Origin of the sequence: Salinicola sp. MH3R3-1 (genome assembly GCF_001937155.1) — a bacterium.
Classification (GTDB): domain Bacteria; phylum Pseudomonadota; class Gammaproteobacteria; order Pseudomonadales; family Halomonadaceae; genus Salinicola; species Salinicola halophyticus.
Genome location: NZ_MSDP01000017.1, coordinates 50,594 through 75,215, shown reverse-complemented (window position 1 = coordinate 75,215; position 24,622 = coordinate 50,594). Strand labels below are relative to the sequence as shown.

At 63.4% G+C, this 24,622-nt stretch carries 16 protein-coding genes; 12 read left to right on the top strand and 4 right to left on the bottom strand.

Going from position 1 to position 24,622, the window contains the following annotated elements:
* The first annotated feature begins 59 nt into the window (after window positions 1-59).
* From BTW08_RS11010 to BTW08_RS10985, 6 genes are all read left to right on the top strand, one after another.
* The gene (locus tag BTW08_RS11010) at window positions 60-794 is read left to right on the top strand and encodes a GntR family transcriptional regulator (protein ID WP_075562573.1); all 735 of its coding nucleotides are present in this window, start codon (window positions 60-62) and stop codon (window positions 792-794) included.
* Between the two features lie 40 nt (window positions 795-834).
* Window positions 835-2,013, top strand: a complete 1,179-nt coding sequence (nagA, locus tag BTW08_RS11005; protein WP_083627824.1) for an N-acetylglucosamine-6-phosphate deacetylase — start codon at window positions 835-837, stop codon at window positions 2,011-2,013.
* The gene (locus tag BTW08_RS11000; protein WP_139313636.1) at window positions 2,013-3,032 is read left to right on the top strand and encodes an SIS domain-containing protein; all 1,020 of its coding nucleotides are present in this window, start codon (window positions 2,013-2,015) and stop codon (window positions 3,030-3,032) included. Before nagA ends, BTW08_RS11000 begins: the two co-directional genes overlap by 1 nt.
* A 127-nt stretch (window positions 3,033-3,159) precedes the next feature.
* Window positions 3,160-5,967 (top strand): glucose PTS transporter subunit IIA, encoded by a 2,808-nt coding sequence (locus BTW08_RS10995; RefSeq protein ID WP_083627827.1) that lies wholly within the window; start codon window positions 3,160-3,162, stop codon window positions 5,965-5,967.
* A 10-nt stretch (window positions 5,968-5,977) separates the two neighbouring features.
* Window positions 5,978-7,669: an N-acetylglucosamine-specific PTS transporter subunit IIBC gene (nagE, locus tag BTW08_RS10990; protein WP_075562570.1), complete on the top strand. Its 1,692-nt coding sequence runs from the start codon at window positions 5,978-5,980 to the stop codon at window positions 7,667-7,669.
* A 215-nt stretch (window positions 7,670-7,884) separates the two neighbouring features.
* Window positions 7,885-8,685, top strand: a complete 801-nt coding sequence (locus BTW08_RS10985; protein ID WP_075562569.1) for a Cof-type HAD-IIB family hydrolase — start codon at window positions 7,885-7,887, stop codon at window positions 8,683-8,685.
* 125 nt (window positions 8,686-8,810) lie between these two features.
* Here the strand turns inward: BTW08_RS10985 and BTW08_RS10980 are convergent, their stop codons facing one another.
* The 4 genes from BTW08_RS10980 to BTW08_RS10965 form a co-directional block, all read right to left on the bottom strand.
* The gene (locus tag BTW08_RS10980; RefSeq protein ID WP_075562568.1) at window positions 8,811-9,851 is read right to left on the bottom strand and encodes a TIGR01620 family protein; all 1,041 of its coding nucleotides are present in this window, start codon (window positions 9,849-9,851) and stop codon (window positions 8,811-8,813) included.
* Complete coding sequence (locus BTW08_RS10975) at window positions 9,848-11,239, bottom strand: YcjX family protein (RefSeq protein WP_075562567.1); 1,392 nt, start codon at window positions 11,237-11,239, stop codon at window positions 9,848-9,850. Before BTW08_RS10975 ends, BTW08_RS10980 begins: the two co-directional genes overlap by 4 nt.
* A gap of 188 nt (window positions 11,240-11,427) precedes the next feature.
* Window positions 11,428-13,023, bottom strand: coding sequence for a solute:sodium symporter family transporter (locus BTW08_RS10970; protein WP_075562566.1), 1,596 nt, complete (start codon window positions 13,021-13,023; stop codon window positions 11,428-11,430).
* Between the two features lie 209 nt (window positions 13,024-13,232).
* Window positions 13,233-14,789, bottom strand: a complete 1,557-nt coding sequence (locus BTW08_RS10965; RefSeq protein WP_075562565.1) for a glucosyltransferase domain-containing protein — start codon at window positions 14,787-14,789, stop codon at window positions 13,233-13,235.
* Between the two features lie 114 nt (window positions 14,790-14,903).
* Here BTW08_RS10965 and BTW08_RS10955 point away from each other — a divergent pair, with 114 nt between their 5' ends.
* The 6 genes from BTW08_RS10955 to BTW08_RS10930 all read left to right on the top strand — a co-directional run bounded on the left by BTW08_RS10955 (window position 14,904) and on the right by BTW08_RS10930 (window position 24,578).
* The gene (locus BTW08_RS10955; RefSeq protein WP_246837708.1) at window positions 14,904-16,667 is read left to right on the top strand and encodes a glucan biosynthesis protein G; all 1,764 of its coding nucleotides are present in this window, start codon (window positions 14,904-14,906) and stop codon (window positions 16,665-16,667) included.
* A gap of 19 nt (window positions 16,668-16,686) precedes the next feature.
* Complete coding sequence (gene mdoH / locus BTW08_RS10950) at window positions 16,687-19,158, top strand: glucans biosynthesis glucosyltransferase MdoH (RefSeq protein WP_246837707.1); 2,472 nt, start codon at window positions 16,687-16,689, stop codon at window positions 19,156-19,158.
* A gap of 161 nt (window positions 19,159-19,319) precedes the next feature.
* Window positions 19,320-19,562: a GlsB/YeaQ/YmgE family stress response membrane protein gene (locus BTW08_RS10945; RefSeq protein WP_075562562.1), complete on the top strand. Its 243-nt coding sequence runs from the start codon at window positions 19,320-19,322 to the stop codon at window positions 19,560-19,562.
* Window positions 19,563-19,844: 282 nt separating this feature from the next.
* Window positions 19,845-21,125: an acyltransferase gene (locus BTW08_RS10940; protein WP_075562561.1), complete on the top strand. Its 1,281-nt coding sequence runs from the start codon at window positions 19,845-19,847 to the stop codon at window positions 21,123-21,125.
* A gap of 153 nt (window positions 21,126-21,278) precedes the next feature.
* On the top strand, window positions 21,279-23,705 hold the full coding sequence (locus BTW08_RS10935; RefSeq protein WP_075562560.1) for a DUF1266 domain-containing protein: 2,427 nt from the start codon (window positions 21,279-21,281) through the stop codon (window positions 23,703-23,705).
* A 261-nt stretch (window positions 23,706-23,966) separates the two neighbouring features.
* On the top strand, window positions 23,967-24,578 hold the full coding sequence (locus BTW08_RS10930; protein WP_075562559.1) for an NlpC/P60 family protein: 612 nt from the start codon (window positions 23,967-23,969) through the stop codon (window positions 24,576-24,578).
* The last annotated feature ends 44 nt before the right edge of the window (window positions 24,579-24,622 follow it).

Sequence of the window (24,622 nt, the reverse complement as noted above, 5' to 3'; positions counted from 1 at the left end):
TGGTTATGTTGGTGGTATTGAAGTGGTATTCATCACGATACCCCTAAAACGGATCTGCCATGCAACCGACGCTGTCCCGTCTCAAGCTCGATGCCGCCCAGTCGACACCGCTCTATCGCCAGTTGGCTCAACAGCTGGTCGAGGCGATCGAAGCGGGTGACTGGGAGACCGGCGAGGCGCTGCCCTCGGAGCGGGTGCTTGCGGAATCGCTCAATGTTTCCCGTATCACCGCCCGCAAGGCGCTGGACCGGCTGGTGGCACTGGGGCTGATTCAGCGCACTCACGGCTCCGGTACCTTTATCGCGCCGCGGCTCAATCAGTCGCTGACCCGGCTGACCAGCTTCACCGAGTTGCTGGTCCAGCGCGGCCATCGCCCCAGTTCGCGCTGGTTGAGTCGCCAGCTCGGCACGCCGACGGTGGAAGAGAGCCTGCGGCTCGGGGTGAGCGCGGACCATCAGGTCTCGAGGCTCAAGCGGCTGCGGCTGGCCGACGACGTGGTGGTCGCCGTCGAGGAGAGCTGCCTGCCTCATCGTGTCCTCCCCGATCCCGAAGCCGTCACCCATTCGCTCTATCGCCACCTCGAAAGCCTGGGGACGCCCATCGTTCGTGCCCTGCAGCATGTCTCGGCGGTCAATGCCGATGCCGAACTGGCGCGGCTGGCGCAGGTGCCGGAATCCCAGGCACTGTTGATGATGACCCGGCTTGGCTATCTCGCGGACGGCCGTCCCGGGGAGCTCACGGTGACTTACTGTCGCACCGACTACTACGACTTCATGGTGGAACTGACTCAATGATGAGGCGCAATTGACTGCCATCGCTCACGCAGGAGACGAGATGCTTTACGGCAATATTCTGACTGCCGAGGGCTGGCGGCTTGGCACGCTCGAATGGCGCGACGGACGAATCGTCGCCATCGCGGGCGAGCCGGTCGATCCCGATGCCAACGATCATCCTCGGCTGTTGCCGGGCTTCGTCGATCTGCACGTGCATGGCGGCGGCGGGGCGGATGCCATGGAAGGGGGCGATGCCGCAGCGACCATGGCCCGAACCCACGTGCGTTTCGGTACCACCAGTCTGCTGGTGACCACCATGACGGCGCCCATGGCCGACATTCGCCAGGCATTACAGGATATCGCCCGGTTGATGAAGGTCCCGCTGCCTCAGGCATCGCGGCTGCTGGGCGTGCATCTTGAAGGGCCTTATCTCAACCCTGGCAAGCTGGGCGCCCAGCCGCCGCATGCCCGCCCCGGCGTGGCCGAGGAGGTCGATGCGCTGCTGGCGCTCGCCCCGATCCGGCTGTTGACGCTGGCACCGGAGCTGTCGGGACATGCCGAGCTCATCGGCCAACTGCGCGAGCGCGGTGTGCGGGTGCAGATGGGCCATACCCTGGGCAGCTACGAAGAGGGCGTGGCCGGGCTCGAACACGGTGCCCACGGCTTCACCCATCTGTTCAACGCCATGACAGGGTTGCACCACCGCAAGCCGGGCATGGTCGGCGCAGCGCTGGCGCATGCTGACTACGCCGAGATCATCCCCGACCTGCTCCATGTTCATCCCGGCGCCATTCTGACGGCGCTGCGCTGCATTCCTCATCTCTATGGCGTGACCGATTCCACCGCCGCCGCCGGCATGCCCGACGGGGAGTATCGTCTCGGCGAGCAGCATGTCACCAAATGCCTGGGCGGCGTGCGGCTGGCCGACGGCACGCTGGCCGGCAGTACGCTGACCATGGATCAGGCGCTGCGTAACCTGGTCCGGATCGGTCTCGATCTCGATGATGCCAGCCGGCGGCTATCGCGGTATCCCGCCGATTTTCTCGGCGAGAGCGACATTGGTCGGCTCGAGATCGGCTGCCGGGCCGACATCGTGGTGATGAATGAGCGACTCGAGATCGATGCCGTCTACGTGGGCGGCGAACTGGCCCATCACGTCTCGTCGGCTGGGCAGGGACAGACGGCCGCGCAACAACGGACGACACCACAGGCGGCCGGCGCGCCGCGGGAGACCCACTGATGTCACTGATGCTGGAAGAAGCCCGGAGCGCGCCTGCCTGTCTGCGGACACAATGGCGGGCCAATCGGGAGGCGATGGCCGAGTTCGGCAAGGCACTGCGAGCGGCCGACCTGCACGGGGCACTGACGGTGGCGCGCGGCAGCTCCGACCATGCCGCGGCCTATTTCGCCTATCTGGGGATGAAACATCTCGGTTTGCCGATGGCCTCGGTGCCGCCGTCATTGACCACCGTTGCCGATACGCCGTGGCGGGTTCGGGGTCAGCTGACGCTGGCCATCTCGCAGTCCGGCGCCAGCCCCGATCTGGTGGCGACGCAAAAGGCGCTGGCCGCCGGCGGGGCGCGCAGCGTGGCGCTGGTCAATACGCCCGATTCACCGCTGGGGCGCGTCTCGGAGCGCGAGATCGCGCTGCACGCCGGCGTTGAGAAGAGCGTCGCGGCGACCAAGAGCTATCTTGCCACCTTGGCCGCCTGCGCTCATCTGATCGGCGCCTGGGCCGAAGACGAAGCGCTGCTGGCCGCTCTGGAAGCGCTGCCGCCGAAACTCGAGGCGGCAGCGCAGCAGGAGTGGCAACAGGCGGTGGATGCGCTGGTCGACGTCGATCGGCTGCTGGTGATCGGGCGCGGCGTCGGGCTCGCCATCGCCCAGGAAGTCGCGCTCAAGTTCAAGGAAACCTGCGCCATCCAGGCCGAACCGTTCAGTGCCGCTGAGGTTCGTCATGGGCCGATGGCGCTGATCGAACCGGGCTACCCGGTGCTGGTACTGGCGCCGCCGGGACCGGATCAGGCCGGCCTGCTGGAACTGGCTGAATGGTTGGAGAGCATCGGTGCCAAGGTGCTGCTGGCCGCCGATGACAGTGTTCCCGCACGCCAGTTGCCGTTGATCGATGCCGGTCACGACGATCTGCAGCCGCTATCGGTGGTCCAGAGTTTTTACGTCATGGCCGCGAGACTCGCGGTCGCTCGCGGTGGCGATCCGGATCGGCCGCGCCATCTGCAGAAGGTGACTCGAACGCTCTGAGCGCGAACCACGAGCTACGAGCCACGAGCCGCCTCAGACGATGTGACGGGACGCCGCCAGGTCCAGATGTTCAAAACTGGCGCGCCGAATGAAACAGGATCGAAACAACAACAAGTTGGGAGTCTTCATGTCATCCACATTACGATTTCTCAGAGCCCCGATGCGCGGGGTGGTGGTTCCGCTGGCGGAAGTGCCCGATCCGGTCTTTGCCGAAGGCACCATGGGCCCCGGTATTGCCATCGATCCGTTGGGGGAGACCCTGCATGCGCCCTGCAACGGCGAGATCATCCATTGCGCGCGAACCGCACACGCCATCACGCTGCGCGACGACGGCGGCCATGAATGGCTTTTGCATATCGGGCTCGACACCGTCGATCTGGACGGTGACGGGCTCGAGCTGCTGGTCGCGACCGGCGAGCGTGTCTCCGCCGGTGATCCGCTGTGCCGGTTCGACGCCGATCGTCTGGCGCAGCGAGTCAAGGCGCTGGTGACCCCCGTCGTGCTGACCAACGGCCCCGATACCGACCTGGAAACGCTGGTCGCACCGGGCACGATCGTCGAGATGGGCGAGAATCTGCTGCAGTGGCAGGCCGCGGCGGATCGTCGCGACGAAGCCGGCCGAGCAGACTCGGCTCCGGATGCCGGCGCCAGCAGAGACGCCACCATCGCGGCGGCCAACGGTCTCCATGCGCGTCCTGCGGCGCGGCTGCGAGCCATCGCTCGAGAGCACGCGGTCGAGCTGACGCTGACACGAATCGGCGAGAAGGCCGGCGGGAGCCGCGATGCGGCTAGCGCGAACGTCGCCAGTCTGAGCGCGCTGCTGAATCTGGGCCTGGTTCAGGGCGACCGGGTCACTGTCTCGGCGCATGGCGCCGGGGCGCAGGCCGCGATTGAGGCGGCAACGACATTGCTCGAAACGCCCGAGCCGGGGGCTGACCGACCCCGCGAAACGCCGCCCGAGGCGCAGGCGAGCGGGCTGCCCTTAGCGTCACGGATGCCCGCTGCCGAGCCCGGCCGGTTGAACGGTCTGTCGGCAAGTCCGGGATTGGCGGTGGGGCCGCTGGTTCGCTACGAAGTGGCGTTGCCCAGTGTTGCCGACACCGCGAGCGATCCCGAGCAGGAGAAGCGGGCGCTGGTCGCTGCCATCGCCGAGGTCGATGCCGAGCTGGAACGATCGACTCAGGCGGCGAAAGCGCGCGGCCAGCAGGCCGAGGCGGACATCTTCGAAGCCCATCGGGCGTGGTTGGACGACCCCGATCTTCGTGCGGCGGCCGAGACGGAAATTGCCGCCGGACGTAGCGCCGGGCGTGGCTGGTATCTGGCGCTGGAGCGCGAGATTCAACGTCTGCGTGGCGGGGCCAATACGCTGCTGGCGGCGCGGGCGGACGATCTGCGCGATCTGCAGCGCCAGGTCATGCAGCCTTTCGCGGTTGAGGCGGCAGCGACCCTCTCAGGCCTCGACGGGGCAATACTGATCGCGCAGGAACTCACACCCTCGCAGTTCGTCGAGGTGGCGGATCGAGTTGCCGGGCTATGTCTGGCCGCCGGCGGGCTGACCTCGCATGTCTCGATTCTGGCGCGAGCGCGGGGGTTGCCGTGTCTGGTGGCCATGGGCGATGCGCTGATGGAAGCCGCCAGTGACAAGGCGTGTCTCGATATCGGCCCGGACGAGCCTCACGGGGCGCTGGAGCTGGCTCCCGACGATCGACGCCTGACGAGGATCGACGAAGAAAGGACGCGACGGCATCGGCAGGCGGTGGCGGAGCATGCGCAAGCCCAGAATCCGGCAGTGACCCGAGACGGTCATCACCTCCACGTCGGGGCCAACATCGCCTCGAGCGCAGAGGCACGGGCGGCTGCCCAAGCGGGCGCCGACGGCGTCGGGCTGATGCGCAGTGAATTCCTGTTTCTGGAGCGACAGTCGGCGCCATCGCTCGACGAACAGCAGGCCGAGTATCGTGCCGCGGTCGAAGCGATGGGGGGCAAGCCGGTCATCGTCCGTCTGCTGGATATCGGTGGCGACAAGCAGCTTCCCTATCTCTCGCTACCGGCATCGCCCAACCCGGCGCTGGGGGAGCGCGGCGTGAGGCTGTGGCAGACGCACCCGGCGCTTTTTGAAACGCAGCTCGATGCGCTGCTCGAAGCGGGCCGCGAGCTGCCGCTCGGCGAAGACGGCCTGTCGACGTTGCGGCTGATGGTGCCGATGGTCGCCGATGTCTGCGAGTTGCGCTGGGTGCGGGAACGGCTCGAGGCGCGCGCTGGCGCGCTGGGTATCGAGCGGCTGCCGGCGCTGGGGGTGATGATCGAGGTGCCGACGGCGGCGGTGTGTGCCGACAGCCTCGCTCGCGAGGCCGATTTTCTCTCCATCGGCACCAACGATCTGACCCAGTACGCTCTGGCCATGGACCGCGAAGTGGCGTCGCTGGCGTTGCGCAGCGACGTGCTCCATCCCGGCGTGCTGCGGCTCATCGCCGCCTGTCTCCAGGGGGCTGCCGGTCACTGTCCGGTGGCCGTCTGTGGCGCGGCGGCGGGGGATCCGCTGGCCGGGGCCCTGTTCGCGGCCATGGGCGTCGACGAACTTTCCGTCGAATCCGGACGTATCGCCGCCGTCAAGGCGGGCCTGCGTCGGCTTGATGCCGGGGCGCTGGCGGCGCAGTTGCCATCGCTGCTGGCGCTGGCCGACGGCGCCGCCGTGAGGCAGGCCCTGAAGACAATGCTGGAACCTGAACGTGGACATGAACCCGGCGTAGCGGACTCGAGCGCAGAAGGCATCGAGCAAGCCGTCGAGCTAGACATCGAGAGAGGCGTCGAGCAAGACATCGAGAGAGGCGTCGAGCAAGACATCGAGAAAGGCATCGATAAAGACATCGGGAAAGGCGCCGATACCCTCGGCCGCACGACTTCGGGTCCCTCCAATACGACAACAAGATCTTGAGGAGCGTGTCATGACCACGACCTTCGGTTCCCGGCTCATGGCCGGTATTCAGAAACTCGGGCGCTCACTGATGCTGCCCATTGCGGTACTGCCGGTCGCAGGCCTGTTGCTGCGGCTGGGCCAGCCGGATCTGCTCGATATCGCCTTCATCGCCAATGCCGGCAACGCGGTCTTTTCCAACCTGGCATTGATCTTCGCCATCGGCGTGGCGGTCGGTTTCGCCGATGACGACAACGGCGCTGCCGGTTTGGCCGGGGTGATCGGCTATCTCGTGCTCACCGCGGTACTGGAGACGTTGAATCCCGACATCAATATGGGGGTGCTGGCAGGCATCATCATCGGCAGCGTGGCCGGGATACTCTACAACCGTTATAAATCGATCAAGCTGCCGGACTATCTGGCCTTCTTCGGCGGGCGTCGCTTCATCCCCATCGTCACCGGACTCTCCGCGGTGGTACTCGGCGGTATTTTCGGGCTGATCTGGCCACCGGTCCAGCAGGGCATCGACCAGCTGGGGCAGTGGCTGATCGACGCCGGTGATCTCGGCCTGTTCGTCTACGGCGTACTCAATCGGATTCTGATCGTGACCGGGCTGCACCACGTGCTCAACAGTTTCGTATGGTTCGTGTTCGGCAGCTTCGACGGCGCCACCGGCGATCTCAATCGCTTCTTCGCCGGCGATCCGTCGGCTGGCTCGTTCATGGCCGGCTTCTTCCCGGTGATGATGTTCGGGCTGCCGGCAGCGGCGTTGGCGATGTATCGCGCCGCGCCGCCGTCACGTCGTGCCCAGGTCGGCGGCCTGTTGCTGTCGCTGGCGCTGACTGCGTTTCTGACCGGCGTCACCGAGCCGATCGAATTCACGTTCATGTTTCTGGCACCGGCGCTGTATGCCGTTCACGCGGTGCTCACCGGCATCTCGATGGCGGTGATGAACATGCTCGGCGTCAAGCTTGGGTTCACCTTCTCCGCCGGCGCATTCGACTACGCGCTCTCCTACGGTCTCTCGACCAATGGCTGGATGATGATCCCGGTAGGACTCTGCTACTTCGTGCTCTACTACGGCATCTTTCGCTGGGCGATCGTGCGCTTCGACCTGCCGACGCCGGGCCGCGAACCGGAAGTGGCAGCGCCAAACGTCAATCGCGATCCCGGTGAACGGGGGCCTGCCTTCGTGACCGCCCTGGGTGGCGTGGCCAATCTGGTCAGCGTCGGTGCCTGCACCACCCGCTTGCGCCTGGTGATGAAGGACGACACGGCGATCGACGAGCCCTCGCTCAAGGCGCTCGGGGCTCGGGGAATCCTGCATCTGCGCGGCGGCGGCCTGCAGGTGATCGTGGGGCCGATCGCCGACGCGGTGGCCGACGACATTCGGGTGGCGGTGCGCGATCACGGCAAGACGCTGGAAGTACCGGTAGCGGTCGAGAGCGATGCGGCCCTGAGCGATGCCTCACTAGCTAATGCCAGGCTCGACGATGAATCCCGTCAGGCGTGGCTGGCGGCGTTGGGTGGTGCCGATAACATTCGCACCCTCGCTGCCGTGGCGGCGACCCGGCTGCGCGTGGAGCTGGGCGACCGCAGCCGGATCGATGAATCCGCACTTCAGACACTGGGCGCTGCCGGCATTCAGGACTTGGGCGACAGGGTCGTTCACCTGGTCGTCGGGCGCCAGGCCGGCGCGGTGGCCAACAGTCTCGAAGCCTGACTCTCGAAACGTGAGTCCCGAAGCCTGAGCCACGGCTTATGAGATCGGAGTGAAGAGCCATAGGCCACTGATGACGAGCGCAGGATCCGGTGCGGGGAAGCGGGCGATTGACGCCCGCGGGTCCCCGCCCGACACTGTCTACTTCTAAACAAGCTCTTTGAAACAAGCCGTCCAGCTAATCCTCTCGAAGCAAGCCGTCCAGCCAAGGTGACTCCATGCCCCAGTATCTGATTGCCAGCGATCTCGACAGCACTCTGCTGAATGCCGAGCATCGTGTCGACGCCTTGACCCGCGAAACGCTGCGGACGTTGTCGGGCCAGGGGCATGTGATCGTGCTGGCCTCCGGACGGCACTATCACGACATCGCGGCCATTCGTCGGCAACTGGAGATTCCAGCCTGGATCATCAGCAGCAATGGGGCTCACGTTCACGATCCCGACGATCGCCTGGTCAGTGAAACACTGGTGCCGACGGATCAGGTGCAGGCGCTGGTGGCATTGCCGCGCCCGGCTTCGGTGAGACTCAACATCTATACTCACGATCGCTGGCTGATCGATGCCGAAGCGCCCGAACTGCTGCCGCTTCACGCGATGAGCGGCTTCACCTATCAGGTCGATGACATGCGCGATCTGGCGCGTGAACGCGTCGGCAAGGTGCTCTACATCGGCGAGCCGGCGCTGCTCGAGCCGCTGGAGCGAACCCTCCGGGAACGCCATGGCGATGCATTGCACATCACCTATTCGGCGGCCAACTCGCTGGAGCTCATGCAGCGGGGCGTGAACAAGGGCACCGCGCTGAGTCGTGCGCTCAAGGCGCTCGATCTCCCCATCGAGCGGGCGCTGGCATTCGGCGACAACTTCAATGACGTCGAGATGCTGACGCTGGCGGGCAACGCCTACGTGGTCTCCAACGCTCACCCGGAAGTCATCGAGCAACTGCCCCGCGCCAACAGGATCGGCGCTCATCACGAATCTGCCGTGGCGCATACGCTGCGAACGTTCTTTGCGCTCGATTGATCTCGGCGCGGCCTCATTCGAGCTACGGTGATACGGTTCACGCCAAGACGGATTCTATTTCACTGAGTCTGGTCCGCTGACTCAGTCTTGCTGATTCTGTATTGATGACGCCGTCCTGAGAGCGCTCAGCGCTTTTCTGCGGAATCGTCCAGCCTGCGCAGCTGCTGCCAGACTTCGCGGCGCAGGTCGGCGAGCTTGGGCTGTTCGTCGCGTTCGAAGGCCACCGGCCGGGTGGTGCGCATGGCCCGCAGCCCCAGGCGCGCCGTCAGCAGTCCGGCGCCCAGGCCCTGTCCGGCGCGAGTCGACAGCTTGGCGGCCAGGTTCATCGACAGCAGGTCCATGCCCGCGTCGCTGACCATTTCGCTAGCGCCGGCGAACGCCATGTTGCGCAACACTTCCCGAAACAGGCGCAGGCGACTGGCATAGCCGAGCTGCAGACCATAAAGCGCGGCGATGCGATCGAGCATGGCGATGTTGCGCCACGCCATCAGTGCCATGTCGACCAGCGTCAACGGGCTGACAGCGACCATGACCGCGGTTTCTCCCGACATCCGCGTGACCAGCCGACGGGCGGCCTGGTCGCGCGGGTGTAGAAGATAATGCGCGATCAGCTCGCGGGTCTCCTGCGCGGTGTGATGCGTCTGATGGGCGTGGAGAAAGGACTGCCAGTGCGGATGATCCTTGGAGAGTCCCATCTGGCTGCGTAGTTCATCGGCCAGGGTCATCGGGTTCGAGTCCGTTGCGGCTTCGCCACCGACCCATTCGTCATCGAGCTGCTGACGCAGGCGCGCATGACGTCGCAGCTTTCTCAGTCGCCACAGCTCTCGGCACAGCGCCTTGGCGCCCAGGCCGACGGCAAGCAGCCCGACCAGGCTCCAGGCACCGGCGAGCCAGTCGCCGCCGAGCGTGGAGATATAAAGCGACTGTGCCGCCTCGATCGTTCCCAGGCCCAGCGTGCCGCCCAGGACCGCCATCAGCCCCCAGCGGCGCTTGCGCGGCGGTTTGATCGCGGCGTCGAGCGCCGGCGAGTCGTGATCGTCGGCAGCGGTGTAGGGATCGCTGGCCTGGGTCGGCAGATAGGCCCGCGCTGCCTGTAGCGAAGCATCCTCAGCGGGCGTGGGCGGTTCATCGAACGTGAAACGTTGTCCGGGGCGAGGGTCGCTCATCGAAGTTTGTCTCCCATCAGCCACTCCAGTGCGGCGTCCATGCGGATGTGGGGTAGCGCTGCCGGGCCTGCGGCTGCCGGTCGGAAAGGCGTGAAGGCGAAGCCCTGGCGTCGCCAGAACTCGGGTTCCGGCAGCTTGGCCGGAACGTCGCCTGGATAGACCAGCAGTGGCTCACCGTCGAGACCGTGACCCCGCAGGGCGGCCTGGCGCTTGCCATCACTTTCGACCTCGCGCGGTTCGGTCGCTCGAATCGATGCCAACGAGAAGGCGCGTACCGGCACGTTGGCAAAGCGCAGATCCTTGATCGGTTCGGCCAGTAGCGACTCCAGCAGGGTCACCAGGTTGGCGTGCTGATCCGGGGTGACGTGATCGGCCTTGGTGGCGGCGATCGCCAGACGATCGATGCGTGGCGAAAACAGCCGATTCATCAGGCTCCGTTTGCCGTAGTCGAAGCTCCTCATCAACGTGGCGAGGGCCTGAGACAGATCCTCGAAGCGTTCGGGACCGGCGTTGAGTGCACCGAGCACATCGACCAGTACGATCTGTCGATCGAAGCGGCGGAAATGCTCGCGGTAGAAGGGTTTGACCACGTGCTGCTGATAGAAGCGGAAGCGCTTCTTGAGCACCTGATAGAGGCTCGAGGCAGGCAGCGCTTCCAGCGCTTGGCGGTCGTCTTCGCCGACGCCGGGTAGTGGAAAGAACTGCAGGACCGGCGCGCCCTGAAGTTCGCCGGGCAACAGGAATCGGCCCGGCTGCAGATGTGAGAATCCGGCTTCCCGCGCCTGGCGCAGAGAGTCGGCGTAGTGCGCCGCGAGTTCGGCCAGCCGCGACTCTTCTACCGTCTCGTCGGCTGAATGCTTGGCGACGGCGTCCTGCCAGGCCTGGGCGTACTGCTGGCGTGCCGGCCCCATGCCCTTGAGCTGGGCTTCGCTCCAACTGAGGAAATCATGTTCGAGCAGTGGCAAATCCAGCAGCCACTCGCCGGGATAGTCGATCAGATCCAGCGTCAGTGTGGCGGTATCGCCCAGCAGACCACGGGCACGGCGTGTCTTGTAACGCAGCTGCAGGCGCAGTTCGCTGATGCCGCGTGTCGGCTCCGGCCACTGGGGCGGTGACGCCTCGAGCGAGGTCATCGCTTCGTCGTAAGGAAACCGCGGGATGCCGAGATCGGGCTGGGAGACGCGCTGCGCGCCGAGCAGGCGCTCTTCGCGGGCGGACTTGAGCAGATCCAGGCGCGCATCGATGCCGGCGTGTCGCAGCTGATTGACCAGCGAGGTCAGAAACGCCGTCTTGCCGGCGCGGGAAAGCCCGGTGACGGCCAGGCGTAGCTGGCGATCCCGGCCGCGATCGATCAGATTCTGGAATTCATGAGTCAGTTGTCGGCGCATCGCCTCTTTTCCGAAGAAAGCCTACGCGCATGGTAAACGATATGAGCGGGTGTGAGGGCGGTGAGGCAGTGCGCGAGCGTTAAAAGGGAGGGGGGAGAAACGAAGACGCCTCGCACGGTGGCGAGGCGTCGTCAGGGTCGCGTCGAGTCGCGTCGTTCTCGATGAGTGATGCTGTGGTCGACTCAGCCTCAGCCCGCGAAGGCGAAGTAGATCGCGAAGACCAGGATCAGCAGCACGATACCCACCGGCACGGCACCTTTCCACGGCGTCAGGTCGACCGCCTTGACGTCTTCGTGGACCCAGGCTTCGCGGCGCGGCGCGATCTTGCCGATCAGCAGCATGACCACCACGAGCAGCACGAACACGCCGGCAACGAAGTGATACTGGTTGGTGATCTCCAGAATACCGTTGAACGGTGGTACGAAGTAGCCGGCAGCGATCAGCACGATCCCACCGACAAGACCGAAGATGGCGGCCGATTCCGGCACTCGCTTGGTCAGCAGACCCACGATCACCACGGCCAGGATCGGGATGAAGTAGATCGCGTTCATGGTCTGGAGGTAGTCGAACAGGCTGTCCTGGCCGGCCAGCAGCGGGGCGATCGTCATGGCTGCCACCGCCATGATCCAGCCGAAGATCTTGCCGGCGTTGACGACCTGCTGCTCGCTGGCCTCCTTTTTGAATATGCCTTTGTAGATGCCCAGGCTGAAGAGCGTCGTGGTGCTGTTCAGTGCCGAGTTGAAGGACGAGAGGATCGCGCCGACCATGACGGCGGCGAAGAAGCCGGTCAGCCACGGCGGCAGCAGATGGAATACCAGATAGCCGTAGGCCTGGTCGCCGGCAATGCCGTCATCGGCATAGAGCTGATAGGCGATGATGCCCGGCAGTACCAGGTAAAGCGGCCCCAGCAGTTTCAGGAAGCCGGTCAGCAGCACGCCTTTCTGGCCTTCGGAGAGGCTCTTGGCGGCGAAAGTACGCTGGATGATCTGCTGATTGGTAGACCAGTAGAACAGATTGATCAGGAACACGCCGGTGAACAGCGCCGGCCACGGCACTTGCTGATCCGGACGGCCCAGCGAGTTGAGGCGATCGGGTTGCGCTTCCTGAATGGCATGCCAGCCGGCAGCCATGCCGTTGCCGTCACCTACGGCATCGAGCCCCAGGTAGACGATCAGGAAACCACCGACCAACAGGCCGATGGCGTTGATGGTATCGGACACGGCGACCGTGCGCAGACCACCGAACAGGGCGTAGATAGCGCCGATGATGCCGACGATCCACACCGTCATCCACAGCAGCGTGGTGCTGGATTCGATCCCCGTGAGCACGGGCAGGTCGAGCATACCCTGAAGCCCCACGGCGCCGGAGTAGAGAATGATCGGCAGCAGGATGACGGCGTAGGCGACCAAAAAGATGACGTTGCAGATCAGCTGGGTGGTCGGGCCGAAGCGTTCCTGCAGCAGCTGCGGCACGGTGGCGATACCGCTGCGCAAAAATCGCGGCAGAAAGAACAGCGCCAGCAGCACCAGGGCGACGACGGCAACGACTTCCCAGGCCATGACGCTCAAGCCGTCGGAGAAGGCTGCGCCATTCAGCCCGACCATCTGTTCCGTGGAGAGGTTGGTCATCAGCAGAGAGCCCGCGATCAGCGGGAAGCTGAGGCTGCGCCCGGCGAGAAAGTAGCCTCGAGTGTTGCTGAGATCGTCACGATGGGTAATGCGCCAGGTGATCAAGGCGACCAACCCCGTGAAGAACAGAAACGAGATTAGAGTCCATGCATGCATAGAGAGTGTCCTAGTTGAATGCATCCCAGTGGCGGCCACTGTGTGGGGTTGCGCCACATTACCCGCGCAGTTTCAGACAACTCGGATCAAACCGCTATTCGCCATTTGTCTGACATAGCTAAACCAATGTGTAGGCGTTTGGACAATGTCGACGCCGATCGGCAGTTCAAAAACGGACAAATAACCCCGGATGGCGCACCGGCGGCGTTTCAGTCGTCTATCGGAAGTTCGCTCGCGGTCAGGCCGCGATGGCACTCGGCGTTGAACGAGGCAACGTAGTTCCCCTCGAACGCGTAGAGCGTGTACCAGGCGTGGCGGGCCAAGGGCTGGAGCTGTCGGCACCGAGCCTTGAATCGTTGGCGCAGCTTTGGATCGTCGTTGAGCTCGAAGGCCGACGACAGCCCCTGGCGATAGAGGTCCTGATAACCCCACCAGTAGCCGTTATCGAGATAGGGCGAGATCAGTTCGCCGATAAAGGGGTGGATGGCAATCGCGTTGCGGGTGGTTCGGGAGTAGGGAAGGGCGCCATCGATCATCAACGGTGCGGCGATCGGTTGGGTGGCGAGATCGTCGATCAGCGTCATGGAGACGTTATCGGTTAGCAGTGCCTGCTGACGCTGGGCGTTGCCGTAGGCGTAGGCCAGGCTCAATGGTGTGCCGAGAGCCACGGCGATCAGCGGCCATCTGAAGCAGCGCCTGCCGATCGGCGACAGAGGCAGCCGCCCCAGCCCGGCTAACGCGCAGAACAGCAGGCCGGCGTACAGCGCGCCGAATCCCGTCATGACTCGGGGTTGCCATATCGGATTCGCCAGCGCAGACAGAAACCCCAGCCCGCTCATCGGCAGGCAGAGCAGTATCACGATCATCAGAGCCAGCCCCGCGGGATTGCGCTGACGGCAGGCTGCGACCGTCAGCCCGACCGGCGTCACCACCGCCAGCCCGATCACGAGCCACCAGGTCGGCTTGTCCAGGGTCGCTGCCGCGTAATGCCAGAATTGTCTCGTCTGTTCGATCAAGTGGCCGGGCAACTGGTCCAGCGGGGCCAGGCTGCTGTGCTGCATGCTGTAGGCGCCATCGATCAACCCGGAAGAGACGATCTTCGATATCACCAGCGCCAGACTCCCGATCGCCAGCGCCCCCAGGTGGAGGGGCCAGTTCGGGCGTCCGCGGTGCGCTATGCTCAGGGCGACGTGAAAGGCAAGCAGCACGAAGTAGACGTTGGCGGCCGGCTGGTAGAAAAACAGCGAAGCCAGCATCGCCCCGCCACCCGCCAGCCAGCGAAATCCGGTTTGCCACCGGTGGTTTTCACGTGGATCCAGCGCGCAGGCGATACCGGTGACGGCGCAGGCCAGCGCCAGACTCATGGGCAGGGCATCGAAATGATAGGAGAGGTTCTGTAGGAAAAACGGCTGTACGACCAGAATCAGCATCGCCAACCAGGCGTAACCCGGGTCGAATGGCCGCAGGCGACGCCGCCATGGCAGAAGCGAGAACGCAATGGCGGCGAGGCCCAACCATAATGGCAGTGGCGAGAGATCGGCCAGGCGCGGGCCGCCGTTGACGAGCAGAACGAGCAGACTGGAGAGCGGACGACCGTTGGAAACCCAGCCCATTTCTCCGTGAAAGGCTCGCCAGATATCGTCGCGATACAGCTGGTCGGCCTGGACCAGGGGGTAGCTGAAAATCGCCAGATACGCCATTATGCCCAGCCAACGGGGCAAGTCGGCTGGCATGATCATCCGATCGGGGTGCGATTCGATACGCATTCATCGGCCTCATCCAACGATGATTCAGATGGCAAGCGTCGATACGGCGCGGGCCGGCCAGGAGGACTTTCCGTGCCTCAGTGTAGCGTATGCTAGACTTACGGAGTACGAAGCATGGAGGCTTCGCTATCCCGTCATTATTCATCGCAAGTTGTGTCCTTGCGCCGTCATACGGTGGCGCTTTTTCAGCTTGGCTTGGCTTACCGTTTACAGTATGGCGTGCATGGCCTTGAACGATTCGGGCCCTTGGTTATTGGGCAAGATAGCTATGACAGGAGTATGAGTGTGAGTGCATTGATCCGGCGGAGTAACCTTGAAAAACGCAAGGCGCTTCTTCCGGTGGTAGCCCTGACCGGGCTGCTACTCAGCGGTATCGCCCAAAATGTGTTGGCTTTTGGTTTCGATGATGTCGCGAAGAAAGCCGAAGACCTTTCAAAGCAGGGTTACAGCGAACCTGAGAGAAATTTGCCGGAGGCGCTGCGCAATCTGGATTATGGTCAGTACGAGCAGATCCAGTACAAGCGTGACCGTGATGTCTGGAGTGGAGATGAAGGAGTCCCTTTCACTCTCAGCTTCTTCCATGAAGGCATGCATTACGACAGCGCGATTCAGCTGCATAGCGTCGACGACCAAGGCGTCCACGATTTCGCGTTCAACGCCGACGATTTCACCTATGGCAATCTGGATCTGGCGGATGACGTCAAGAACAACGATGGCCTGGGCATCGCCGGGTTCAAGGTCAATTACGCGCTCAATCAGTCCGATCGCAAGGACGAAACTATGGTCTTCCTCGGGGCGAGCTACTTTCGCGTCATTGGTAAAGATCAGGTTTACGGCGTTTCCGGCCGTGGTCTCGCGGTGGATACCGGCTTGCCCTCCGGCGAAGAGTTCCCCCGCTTCAAGGAGTTCTGGATCGTCAAGCCAAGCAAGGCGAGTCAGTATCTGACGATCTTTGCCCTGCTGGATTCGCCCAGCCTCACGGGCGCCTACCGTTTCGTGCTGCGTCCGGGCGATGACACTGTGGTTGACGTCAAATCGAGCTTGTTCCTGCGCCGCCCTGTCGAGAAGCTGGGTGTGGCACCGCTGACCAGCATGTACCTGTACGGCCCGGAACAGCCGTCTTCGACGCTGAACTATCGGCCGGCTATCCACGATTCCAACGGCCTGCTGATCAGTGATTCTCAGAACGGCTGGACCTGGCGGCCGCTGGCCAACCCGGCGAAGTTGATGATGAACGAGCAGGCCACGCCGCGACTACGGGGCTACGGTCTGATGCAGCGCGATCATGATTTCGACAACTACCAGGACATCGATAGTCGTTATGACTTACGTCCCAGCGCCTGGATCGAACCCCAGAACGAATGGGGCGCGGGCAAGGTAGAGCTGATCCAGATTCCGACTCCCAACGAGACCAACGACAATATCGTCTCCATGTGGTTGCCGGAAACTGCGCCCGAACCCCAGCCCGACAAGACGTTGGACTACGACTACCGCCTCACCGTGACCAAGGACGAGAGCCGTTACCTCGATTCCTCGCTCGCCTGGGTGGATCAGACACGGCGTTCGCGCGGGGAAGTTCGCAAGGACGACCTGGTTCGGGAAGCTGACGGCTCGACGGCCTTCGTGCTGGACTTCGTCGGACCTTCGCTATCCGGTCTGGGCGACGATGCCAACATCAGTGTTCAAGCCAGTGTCGGTGACAACGGTGAACTGGTGGACAGTCATGCCGAACGTAACCCGGCGACCGGCGGCTGGCGCGTGTTCGTCAAGATCAAGCGCAGCGACAAGAATCAGCCGCTGGATATTCGCGCCCATCTGAACCAGGGCGACAAGCGAGTCTCCGAGACCTGGTATTACCGGCTGCCAGCCAATGGCTGAAGCGACGTCCACTTCCAGGATGACGTCAGCCGATCACTACCTGGAACGGCTGGCGCTCGAGACCCAGGATCGCGAGGAGCGGCGCAGGCTGCTGGCCAGTGATCTGGATACGCATGACATGGCATCTCTGCATGTCGCGCTGGGCGGCGGCGAGGTCGAAGGCGACGACCCGGCGGCCAGTTCGGTGGGCCGTCGCCTGGCCCTGGCATATGCCCAGCCGCCGTTGGCGCCGCCCGAGTTTCTGAGCAGCGACGAGCGCGGTGTCACGCGACTGCGGACCGCGCCGCCGATGCAGCGTACGGCGCTGGCCCCCGAGCAGTGGTCGACCAATCCTTTCGTGCGTTACGGGCAACGCTTCAAGAACTGGGCGGGTCGCGGTTTCCGCCGCAGGCGGCGGGAAACCAGGCCGGCGCCGCGATGGCAGCGGGTGGCGTCCGTTCGCCGCTGGGTGCTGCTGGTGCTGATCTTCGGTCAGAGCTTCGTTGCGGCCAACCAGATGCGCACGGTATTGCCTTATCAGGGGCAGCAGTGGCTGGAAATCGCCATTCTCGCGCTGTTCGTGCTGTTGTTCGCGTGGGTGTCGGCTGGTTTCTGGACCGCCTTGATGGGGTTCTTCCAGCTGCTACGGGGCAAGGATCGTTACGCCATCGATTCCGAGGTGGGTGACGAACCGATTCCGGACGACGCACGCACCGCGCTGCTGGTGCCGATCTGCAACGAGGATGTGCCACGGGTTTTCGCCGGCGTGCGGGCAACGATCGAATCGCTGCGCCAGAGCGGTAACGATCGTCATTTCGACGTTTTCATCCTGAGTGATACCTTCGATCCCGATATCGCGATCGAGGAAACCCACGCGTGGTTGGCGCTGTGTCGGGATCTCGATGTCTTCGGCCAGGTCTTCTATCGCCGTCGTCAGCGACGCGTCAAGCGCAAGAGCGGCAATCTCGACGACTTCTGTCGACGCTGGGGAGCGCTTTACCGCTACATGCTCGTGCTCGATGCCGATAGCGTGATGACGGGGAGCTGCCTGACTCGCCTGGTTCAGATGATGGAAGCGCATACGGAGGCCGGCATCGTGCAAACGGCGCCGCGGGCTTCCGGGCGCCTGAATCTCTACGCGCGCATGCAGCAGTTCGCCACGCGCGTCTACGGTCCACTGTTTACCGCCGGACTGCACTTCTGGCAGTTGGGGGAGTCGCATTACTGGGGGCACAACGCCATCATCCGGATGGCGCCGTTCATGCGCCACTGCATGCTGGCGCCGCTACCCGGCAAGGGATCGATGTCCGGCGAGATCCTGTCCCACGATTTCGTCGAGGCCGCGTTGATGCGCCGCGCTGGCTGGGGTGTATGGATCGCCTACGAGCTGGAAGGCAGCTACGAGGAAATGCCGCCCAACCTGCTGGAAGAGCTCGGTCGCGACCGGCGCTGGTGTCACGGCAACCTGATGAACTTCCGGCTGTTTTTGTCCAAAGGGATTCACCCGGTACACCGGGCCGTGTTCCTGACCGGGCTGATGTCCTACATCTCGGCGCCGCTCTGGTTCCTGTTCCTGGTGTTGTCGACCGCGCTACTGGCGGTGCACACCCTGAGTACGCCCAATTACTTCCCCGAACCGGGAATGATGTTTCCGGTATGGCCCCAGTGGAACCCGACGCTTGCCGTGGGTCTGTTCGGCGCCACGGCGACACTGCTGTTTCTGCCCAAGGTATTGAGCGTGATCCTGGTATGGGTTCAGGGCAGTCGTCAGTTCGGCGGGCCGCTCAAGGTGCTGCTGAGCATGGTGCTGGAGTCACTTTTCTCCATGGCGCTGGCGCCGGTGCGCATGCTGTTCCACACGCGTTTCGTGTTGACGTCGGTCATGGGCTGGGCCATTCAATGGCGATCGCCATCGCGTGAGAACAGCGATACCACCTGGGGAGATGCGGTCCGCAACCACTGGAGTCAGACGCTGATCGGTGCCGTCTGGGCAGTGGGGGTCTATCGCATGGAGCCGACTTTCCTGTGGTGGTTGTCGCCGATCGTGGGGGCCATGATGATATCGATCCCGGTGTCGACGCTATCGAGTCGGGTCTCGCTCGGCAGAGCCTGCTTCCGGGCGCGCCTGTTCCGGATCCCTGAAGAGACGCATCCACCACGAGTGCTGCGTCGAATGGTGCGTCATCTGGGCCGGATGAACGCCGCGGCGCCCGCGCCGACTTTCGTCCAGGTGGTTCTGGACCCGGTTTCCAATGCGTTGGCGACGGCGCTGGGCACCTCGCGCCATGCTCGCGCCGAGCCGCTCGAACGCCGCCGCCACGAGCGGGTGACCCAGGCCGTCAGGCAGGGGCCGTCATCAATGAGTAACCTGGAGCGATTAGCGTTTCTGGACGATCCCGTGATGTTGTCCCAGCTGCATTGGCGAGTCTGGGAAGAAGCTGATGCCCATGCGGCGTGGCATCAGCACGGGTTGCCGACCAGGGCCTCTTTCCGAGTACCGGCATTCGCCTGATCGAGGCGGCAGGTCGGCCCGCGATAAAAACGTGCCACGATGGACATCGTTCACGTGTTCGGGGGCTTCGAAGATTGTTCGATTGGAGTCTATGCTTAGAGGGGGATGACGATACGTCATCCCCGCGCTATCCATGCAGAAGGGAATCAAGGAGTAACACTATGGGCTTTATCTTGTGGCTGATCATTGGCGGGATCGCTGGCTGGATCGCCGGCAAGGTCATGCGCGGCGGCGGTTTCGGCGTTCTGGGAAATATCGTAGTCGGTATCATCGGTGCCGTGATTGGCGGCTTCCTCTTCAGCCTGCTGGGGCTGTCCTCCAACGGATTTATCGGTTCACTGGTCGTTGCGACCATTGGCGCGATTATCCTGTTGTGGATCGTTGCCAAGGTCAAGAAAGCCTAGGCGCGTCTCGTGGCGCCAGGTTCTGAAACGAAAGCCGCGCTGATGCGCGGCTTTCCTGTATGGGGCTTTGACAAGCAAGCCCTCAAAACGGATCCTAGAAAAGTAAGCCGCCGAAAAGAATGTCGTAAAAAGCGAGGCCGCTGGGTGCCGAGTCTCGGAGAAGCCGCTTTTGGGGAAACAGCTTTCGGGAAACAGGGCGCGAATAAGACGGCGGCAAGCGAGAATATTGCGGGCAAGAATCGGGTACACTAGCGCCTTTTGACGGCCAGAGATCTGCAACGGATGCCTGATTCAACGACCGCCATGCGCAAAGAACGCTTTATCGGGCTCGAGTGGTTACGCTTTCTGCTCGGCCTGTACATCGTCATTTTCCACACGCTGCATAACTACCCGTCGATTCGTGACTGGTCGCACTATGTGACCGATATCGGATTCTTCTCGACCAGCGCCTTCTTCGCGTTATCGGGCTTTTTGCTGACGCACGTCTACCTCGATGCGTCACATCAGATGCGCGAGCCACCCCGAAGCTTCTGGCTCAAACGCTTCTCCAATCTCTATCCCATTCACATCGGTTCGCTGGTTCTCGCCATGGCGGTGTCGGCTCTGGTCGGCTATCTCGCGATAGCGCCGGGGGACAGCGATATCTCGCTGCAGTTCGTGGTCTACGACGTCAACAACGATGTCGGACAGCTGGACTGGGAGAGTTTGAACCACACCATGGGGTCAGTGGAGACGGGCATCAATTTGCTGCTCAATCTGACATTGCTGCACGCCTGGAACCCGCTTTATCTGACGTTCAATCCGCCGTCCTGGTCGATTTCCGCGCTATTCTTCTTCTACCTGACGTTCCCGTGGCTGGCGCCGCGATTACGTCGCGTATTGCACCCGCGTCGCGCGATCCTGCTGGTCAATATCCTCTATCTGATTCCACCGCTCTACGTCATTCTGACCACTGACTATGGCGTGCCGGAAACCGGTATCCTGCATCGCAATCCGCTCATCCGCTTACCGGAGTTCGCCTCCGGGATCCTGCTGTATGTCTTCTATGCCCAGCGCAAGGCTCAGGGACGATTGATGTCGCTTCCTCAATGCTGCCTGACGCTATTGATCGTGGCGCTCAGCGTGGTTGTCGCGGTCTATCTGCTGGGGTTGGGGCACGCCTGGTACTACGCGCTGCACAACGGTTTGCTGCTCTGGGCGCAGCTGGCACTGATCTATGTCGCCGCGCATTGGGGTGAGCCTCGGAGCCCTCGGTTGATGCGGTGGGCGACCAGGCTAGGGGGCGCGTCGTTGCCGATGTTCGCTTTGCACGTGCCGCTATACGCCGTGTTCTCGCGGATCGAACGAGTATTGTCCGGCGATCCCGGTCTGTGTTCCACGAACTTCAAGGGCTGTCTGGCCGCGGCGGGCGAGCTGCATCTGTGGCTATATCCGCTGTTTCTGACCATGACCGTGCTCCTCTGCGTTCTGTTCCAGGAACAGTTCGTGGTCCGAGTCAGAAAATTCCTGCTGCGCCATCTGCTGGGGCAAGCCACGCGCTCCCACACCGAGAAATTGAGCTAGCCTCGGTTCGATCGGTTGTCTCTCGCCGGGGCGGTCGGTCCTCGGGCCATCGGCGTGAGGTCGGCTTTCCGGTATACTGTGCCGCCGCGTCTGCTGTCTGCGGCGCGATTCAAGCCGACCGGCGCTAGCCGCTTCCGTGTCACGAGGTCTTTCTTGAGCGAACTTCTTTTCCCGTGGTGGGCCCAGCAACTGACGCTCCGAGGTTGGCCCTTTGCCAGCGACGCTCGTCAGGCGCTCGGCGCGGACGAGGTATTTGTGCGCCTGCAGTCCCTGGGGATCGGTGATCGGGATGAGTTCGCGTGGCGACTCTGGGACAGTGCGACTAATATCCAAGAGGTGGCATCGTCGCGTCTCGAGGCCCTGGAGCTGCTGGCACTCGGCAGTCGAGCCGGGTGGACCGATCCCCAGTCCGATGACACCTGGCTGTGCTTGCTGGCTCGCGACATCGTGACGACTTTTCCGACGCTCAGAGGCTGGGTGACGGCATTGGCGCGCGCGGGTGAGCCGATTCCGGACGAGGCGGGCCGCGAACTGTTGAGCCGCGAGCGCCAGCAGCGGGGCGTTTCCTGGTCCCGGCTTCGACATGACCTGCGACCGATCGAGTCGTCCACGCCGTCGGGGTCGGAAAATTTCTGGTCGGCTGGGCCTTGGCGGGCGAGAGCCGCGATTGCGCCAGTGCTGGCATGGCCTTTCGAGTGCTCCGCCGATGAACGTCGTCAGCGCCAGGCGCTGCTGCGTGAGCAGGGCGAGGTCGGGGGGCGCGATGAGCTGCTCTCGCTGCTGTTCTGGCTTGCCGGTCAAGGACATCGATATGGATGGGACATGGATGCGACCCGGGTTGGCCGTCAGGGGCCGGCGGCGCAGGTCGAGTGGCTTGAGTCACTCAATGATCAGCGGGATTACGGTCAGGTTCTGCTGCGCTTGCTGGCTGACGGCGAGCCGCTGGAATGGGCGGCGTGGGACTGGTTGCGGCTTGTCGACCAAGCCTTTCTCGGCTATTGCGCCGGTTGGCTTTCGGCATCCGAGGCGGAGACTTTCGCCGCCCACGCCGTCGATCTTCTGCAGCAGCGCTACGCGGACTGGCGGGAGGTCGCCCAGGCCTATCAGCGAGGGCGCAGCCTCTATGAGGGCAGGGATCTTCGCGACTCGTTCGAGGACGATTGGGAACCTCTGCTGGCTGGCAGCGCGAGTCCGTGGCAGGTATCGCTCCGAGATACGCTCGAGCCGCCTCAGCGTGACTCGGCACGAGCGTTCGTCCAGCAACACCGGGCCGCGGCCGATAGCTGGGTGTTGGCCATAGCCGCGATCCGGGATCCGGATCTGGTTCACCGTCGACATCTTGCCGAACCGATAGGCCAATCCAGGCTCGAAGACGCGGAACGCTATCTCAGCGAGGTGCTGGGGCTCCATCGGGAAGAGGGCGTCGCCGGGCTGTCGCGCTTCTGGATGCCCGCCCAGGTTCATCACCTCAACCAGTTGGCGGCGGATGCCCGTCATTCGTCGAGCCGCCGAGCCGCCGGACGCTCCAGGCGTCAGCTGGCCGCTTGTGCGGAGCATGCGGCGACGATCACGATGGCGGAGAAGTATGCCTTCTATCTCGTTATGGCGGCGGACAGCGGTCGTTATCCGCCGGCAGAGATCGAGGCGCTGGCGCGCTCGCTGTGCGATGTTCTGAGCCGCTTTTACAGTAGCCCGCTGAGGCTGCTGGCCGCCTGGCATGCCTGGGAAACGGTCTTGAGCCAGGATGAGGCGCCGGAGGAAGTATCACTGGCCGATGACATCGCCTGGCACCTTGCCGACCCCGGTTCGCCATTCCGCTGGTTGTCGCCTTCACGGTCAATCACCTGGCGAGAGCCTGGCGTCAGGCCGACATTGACGCGTTTCACCGCGATGTCGCTGGCGGGGCCGCTCAATGAAGCGTTGTGGCAGGCGCCGCAGCCGTTGTCGCCGCAGGATCGGGCCGATCTGGGTGAGTGGGTAGAACACCAGTATGCGCTGCAGGGCGCTGCCGGACTTGTGGATTTTCTCGATTTTCTGGTCGGGTCGGGCGATCGACAGGACTATCTGATCAACTACGCGCCCTACACGCTCAATCGAGCAAGACTCGATGCCGAGATCGCGATCCTCGAATCGGGCGACTGCGCCGACGAGGAGCGAATTCATCTCCTGCGGCTGAAACACGTTCGGGATAATGCCTGCCATTGCAACGATCAGGACATGACCGCCTGGGACGTCGCGCAACTGGTCGATCTGGCGCTGGCCGGGCGTCAGCTCGACTGGCTGGATGAAAACCGACTCTCGTACTATCTCGACGCCGCGCTGCGTCTGGCCGAACGTCACTACAGTAGTTGGCAGGATTATGCCGAGGGGCTGTACAGTGGCTTCGGATTTTTCATGGACGATACGCCGGAGCGAGACGCGTTTCTGGCTCGCTTCCGGCAGGCGCTCGACGCCTGGCTCGAGGCCTCGCCGCTGCTGGCCGGCGCCTGGGCAAGCCTCGATTTCCCCGGTAGCGCCATGGGTCATTGGACCTCGCTTCACATCGATATACTTCCCGGTGAGCCGCAGCATTTACATTAACGCTGTTCAATAACACGATGGGCTCGCCAAACACTATTCGATGACATATGATCTCCGCTGTGCTACGCCGGCCGTTGGGACGGGCGTGGCTTTTTTCTGTCCATCTAGTCGATAATTCGAGCCGAAAACTGGCCGTTATGGCGGTGACACCTTAAGTCGGTAGTGTCACCACCACAGCGACTCATTTCGCCGGGCGACCGCAGTTTCGTCGTCGGGAGAGGCGTGCCCGTGATGGCTCACAGGCGAAAGAGGTTGCGCTGAATGCTAAGACGCACGGCCATGGGGCTGGCACTGGTAATGGCCATATCCGGCTGTACCGCCCCCGTAAAACAACAACAGGTTAACGCGCAGTATTCACTTCCACTGGTCAATTCGCGTTCCGTGGCAGTCGATATTCCTCGGAACGCGCCCCCGGCCCCGCAGACCATCCGCGATTTCAAGCCGCTGCCCGTGTCGCCGACGGTGATTCGCCGGGCGCTGCTGAACGAGCACCAACGTTGGGTGGGAACGCCCTACGTGCTGGGCGGGACTACGCATCACGGTATCGATTGCTCGGCGTTGATGCAGCACGTATACGGGGAAGCCTTTGCTCTCGAGCTCCCGCGCACGACCGAAGAACAGGTGCTGGAGGGAAACCGGGTTGACGAGTCGAATCTCAAGGCCGGAGATCTGGTCTTCTTTCGCCCGCCCGGCCCGTACAACCATGTCGGTGTCTATGTGGGAGAAGGTTATTTCCTGCATGCCTCGTCGTCTCAGGGCGTGAAACTGTCGCGTCTGGATAACGTCTTCTGGAAGCGATACTACTGGCAGGCGCGCAGGCCCGTCGAGCGCACCCAGCTTGCCCAGCGGGTGATGCTGGCGAGCGAGGGTTGAAGGTAGCCGAAATCGAGCCGGAACCGCTGATGGGAGCTTGATGC

Coding starts and splice junctions, on each gene's coding strand:
- BTW08_RS11010 (WP_075562573.1), top strand. CDS start 60: ATGCAACCGACGCTGTCCCGTCTCAAGCTCGATGCCGCCCAGTCGACA.
- nagA (WP_083627824.1), top strand. CDS start 835: ATGCTTTACGGCAATATTCTGACTGCCGAGGGCTGGCGGCTTGGCACG.
- BTW08_RS11000 (WP_139313636.1), top strand. CDS start 2,013: ATGTCACTGATGCTGGAAGAAGCCCGGAGCGCGCCTGCCTGTCTGCGG.
- BTW08_RS10995 (WP_083627827.1), top strand. CDS start 3,160: ATGTCATCCACATTACGATTTCTCAGAGCCCCGATGCGCGGGGTGGTG.
- nagE (WP_075562570.1), top strand. CDS start 5,978: ATGACCACGACCTTCGGTTCCCGGCTCATGGCCGGTATTCAGAAACTC.
- BTW08_RS10985 (WP_075562569.1), top strand. CDS start 7,885: ATGCCCCAGTATCTGATTGCCAGCGATCTCGACAGCACTCTGCTGAAT.
- BTW08_RS10980 (WP_075562568.1), bottom strand. CDS start 9,851: ATGAGCGACCCTCGCCCCGGACAACGTTTCACGTTCGATGAACCGCCC.
- BTW08_RS10975 (WP_075562567.1), bottom strand. CDS start 11,239: ATGCGCCGACAACTGACTCATGAATTCCAGAATCTGATCGATCGCGGC.
- BTW08_RS10970 (WP_075562566.1), bottom strand. CDS start 13,023: ATGCATGCATGGACTCTAATCTCGTTTCTGTTCTTCACGGGGTTGGTC.
- BTW08_RS10965 (WP_075562565.1), bottom strand. CDS start 14,789: ATGCGTATCGAATCGCACCCCGATCGGATGATCATGCCAGCCGACTTG.
- BTW08_RS10955 (WP_246837708.1), top strand. CDS start 14,904: ATGGAGGCTTCGCTATCCCGTCATTATTCATCGCAAGTTGTGTCCTTG.
- mdoH (WP_246837707.1), top strand. CDS start 16,687: ATGACGTCAGCCGATCACTACCTGGAACGGCTGGCGCTCGAGACCCAG.
- BTW08_RS10945 (WP_075562562.1), top strand. CDS start 19,320: ATGGGCTTTATCTTGTGGCTGATCATTGGCGGGATCGCTGGCTGGATC.
- BTW08_RS10940 (WP_075562561.1), top strand. CDS start 19,845: ATGCCTGATTCAACGACCGCCATGCGCAAAGAACGCTTTATCGGGCTC.
- BTW08_RS10930 (WP_075562559.1), top strand. CDS start 23,967: ATGCTAAGACGCACGGCCATGGGGCTGGCACTGGTAATGGCCATATCC.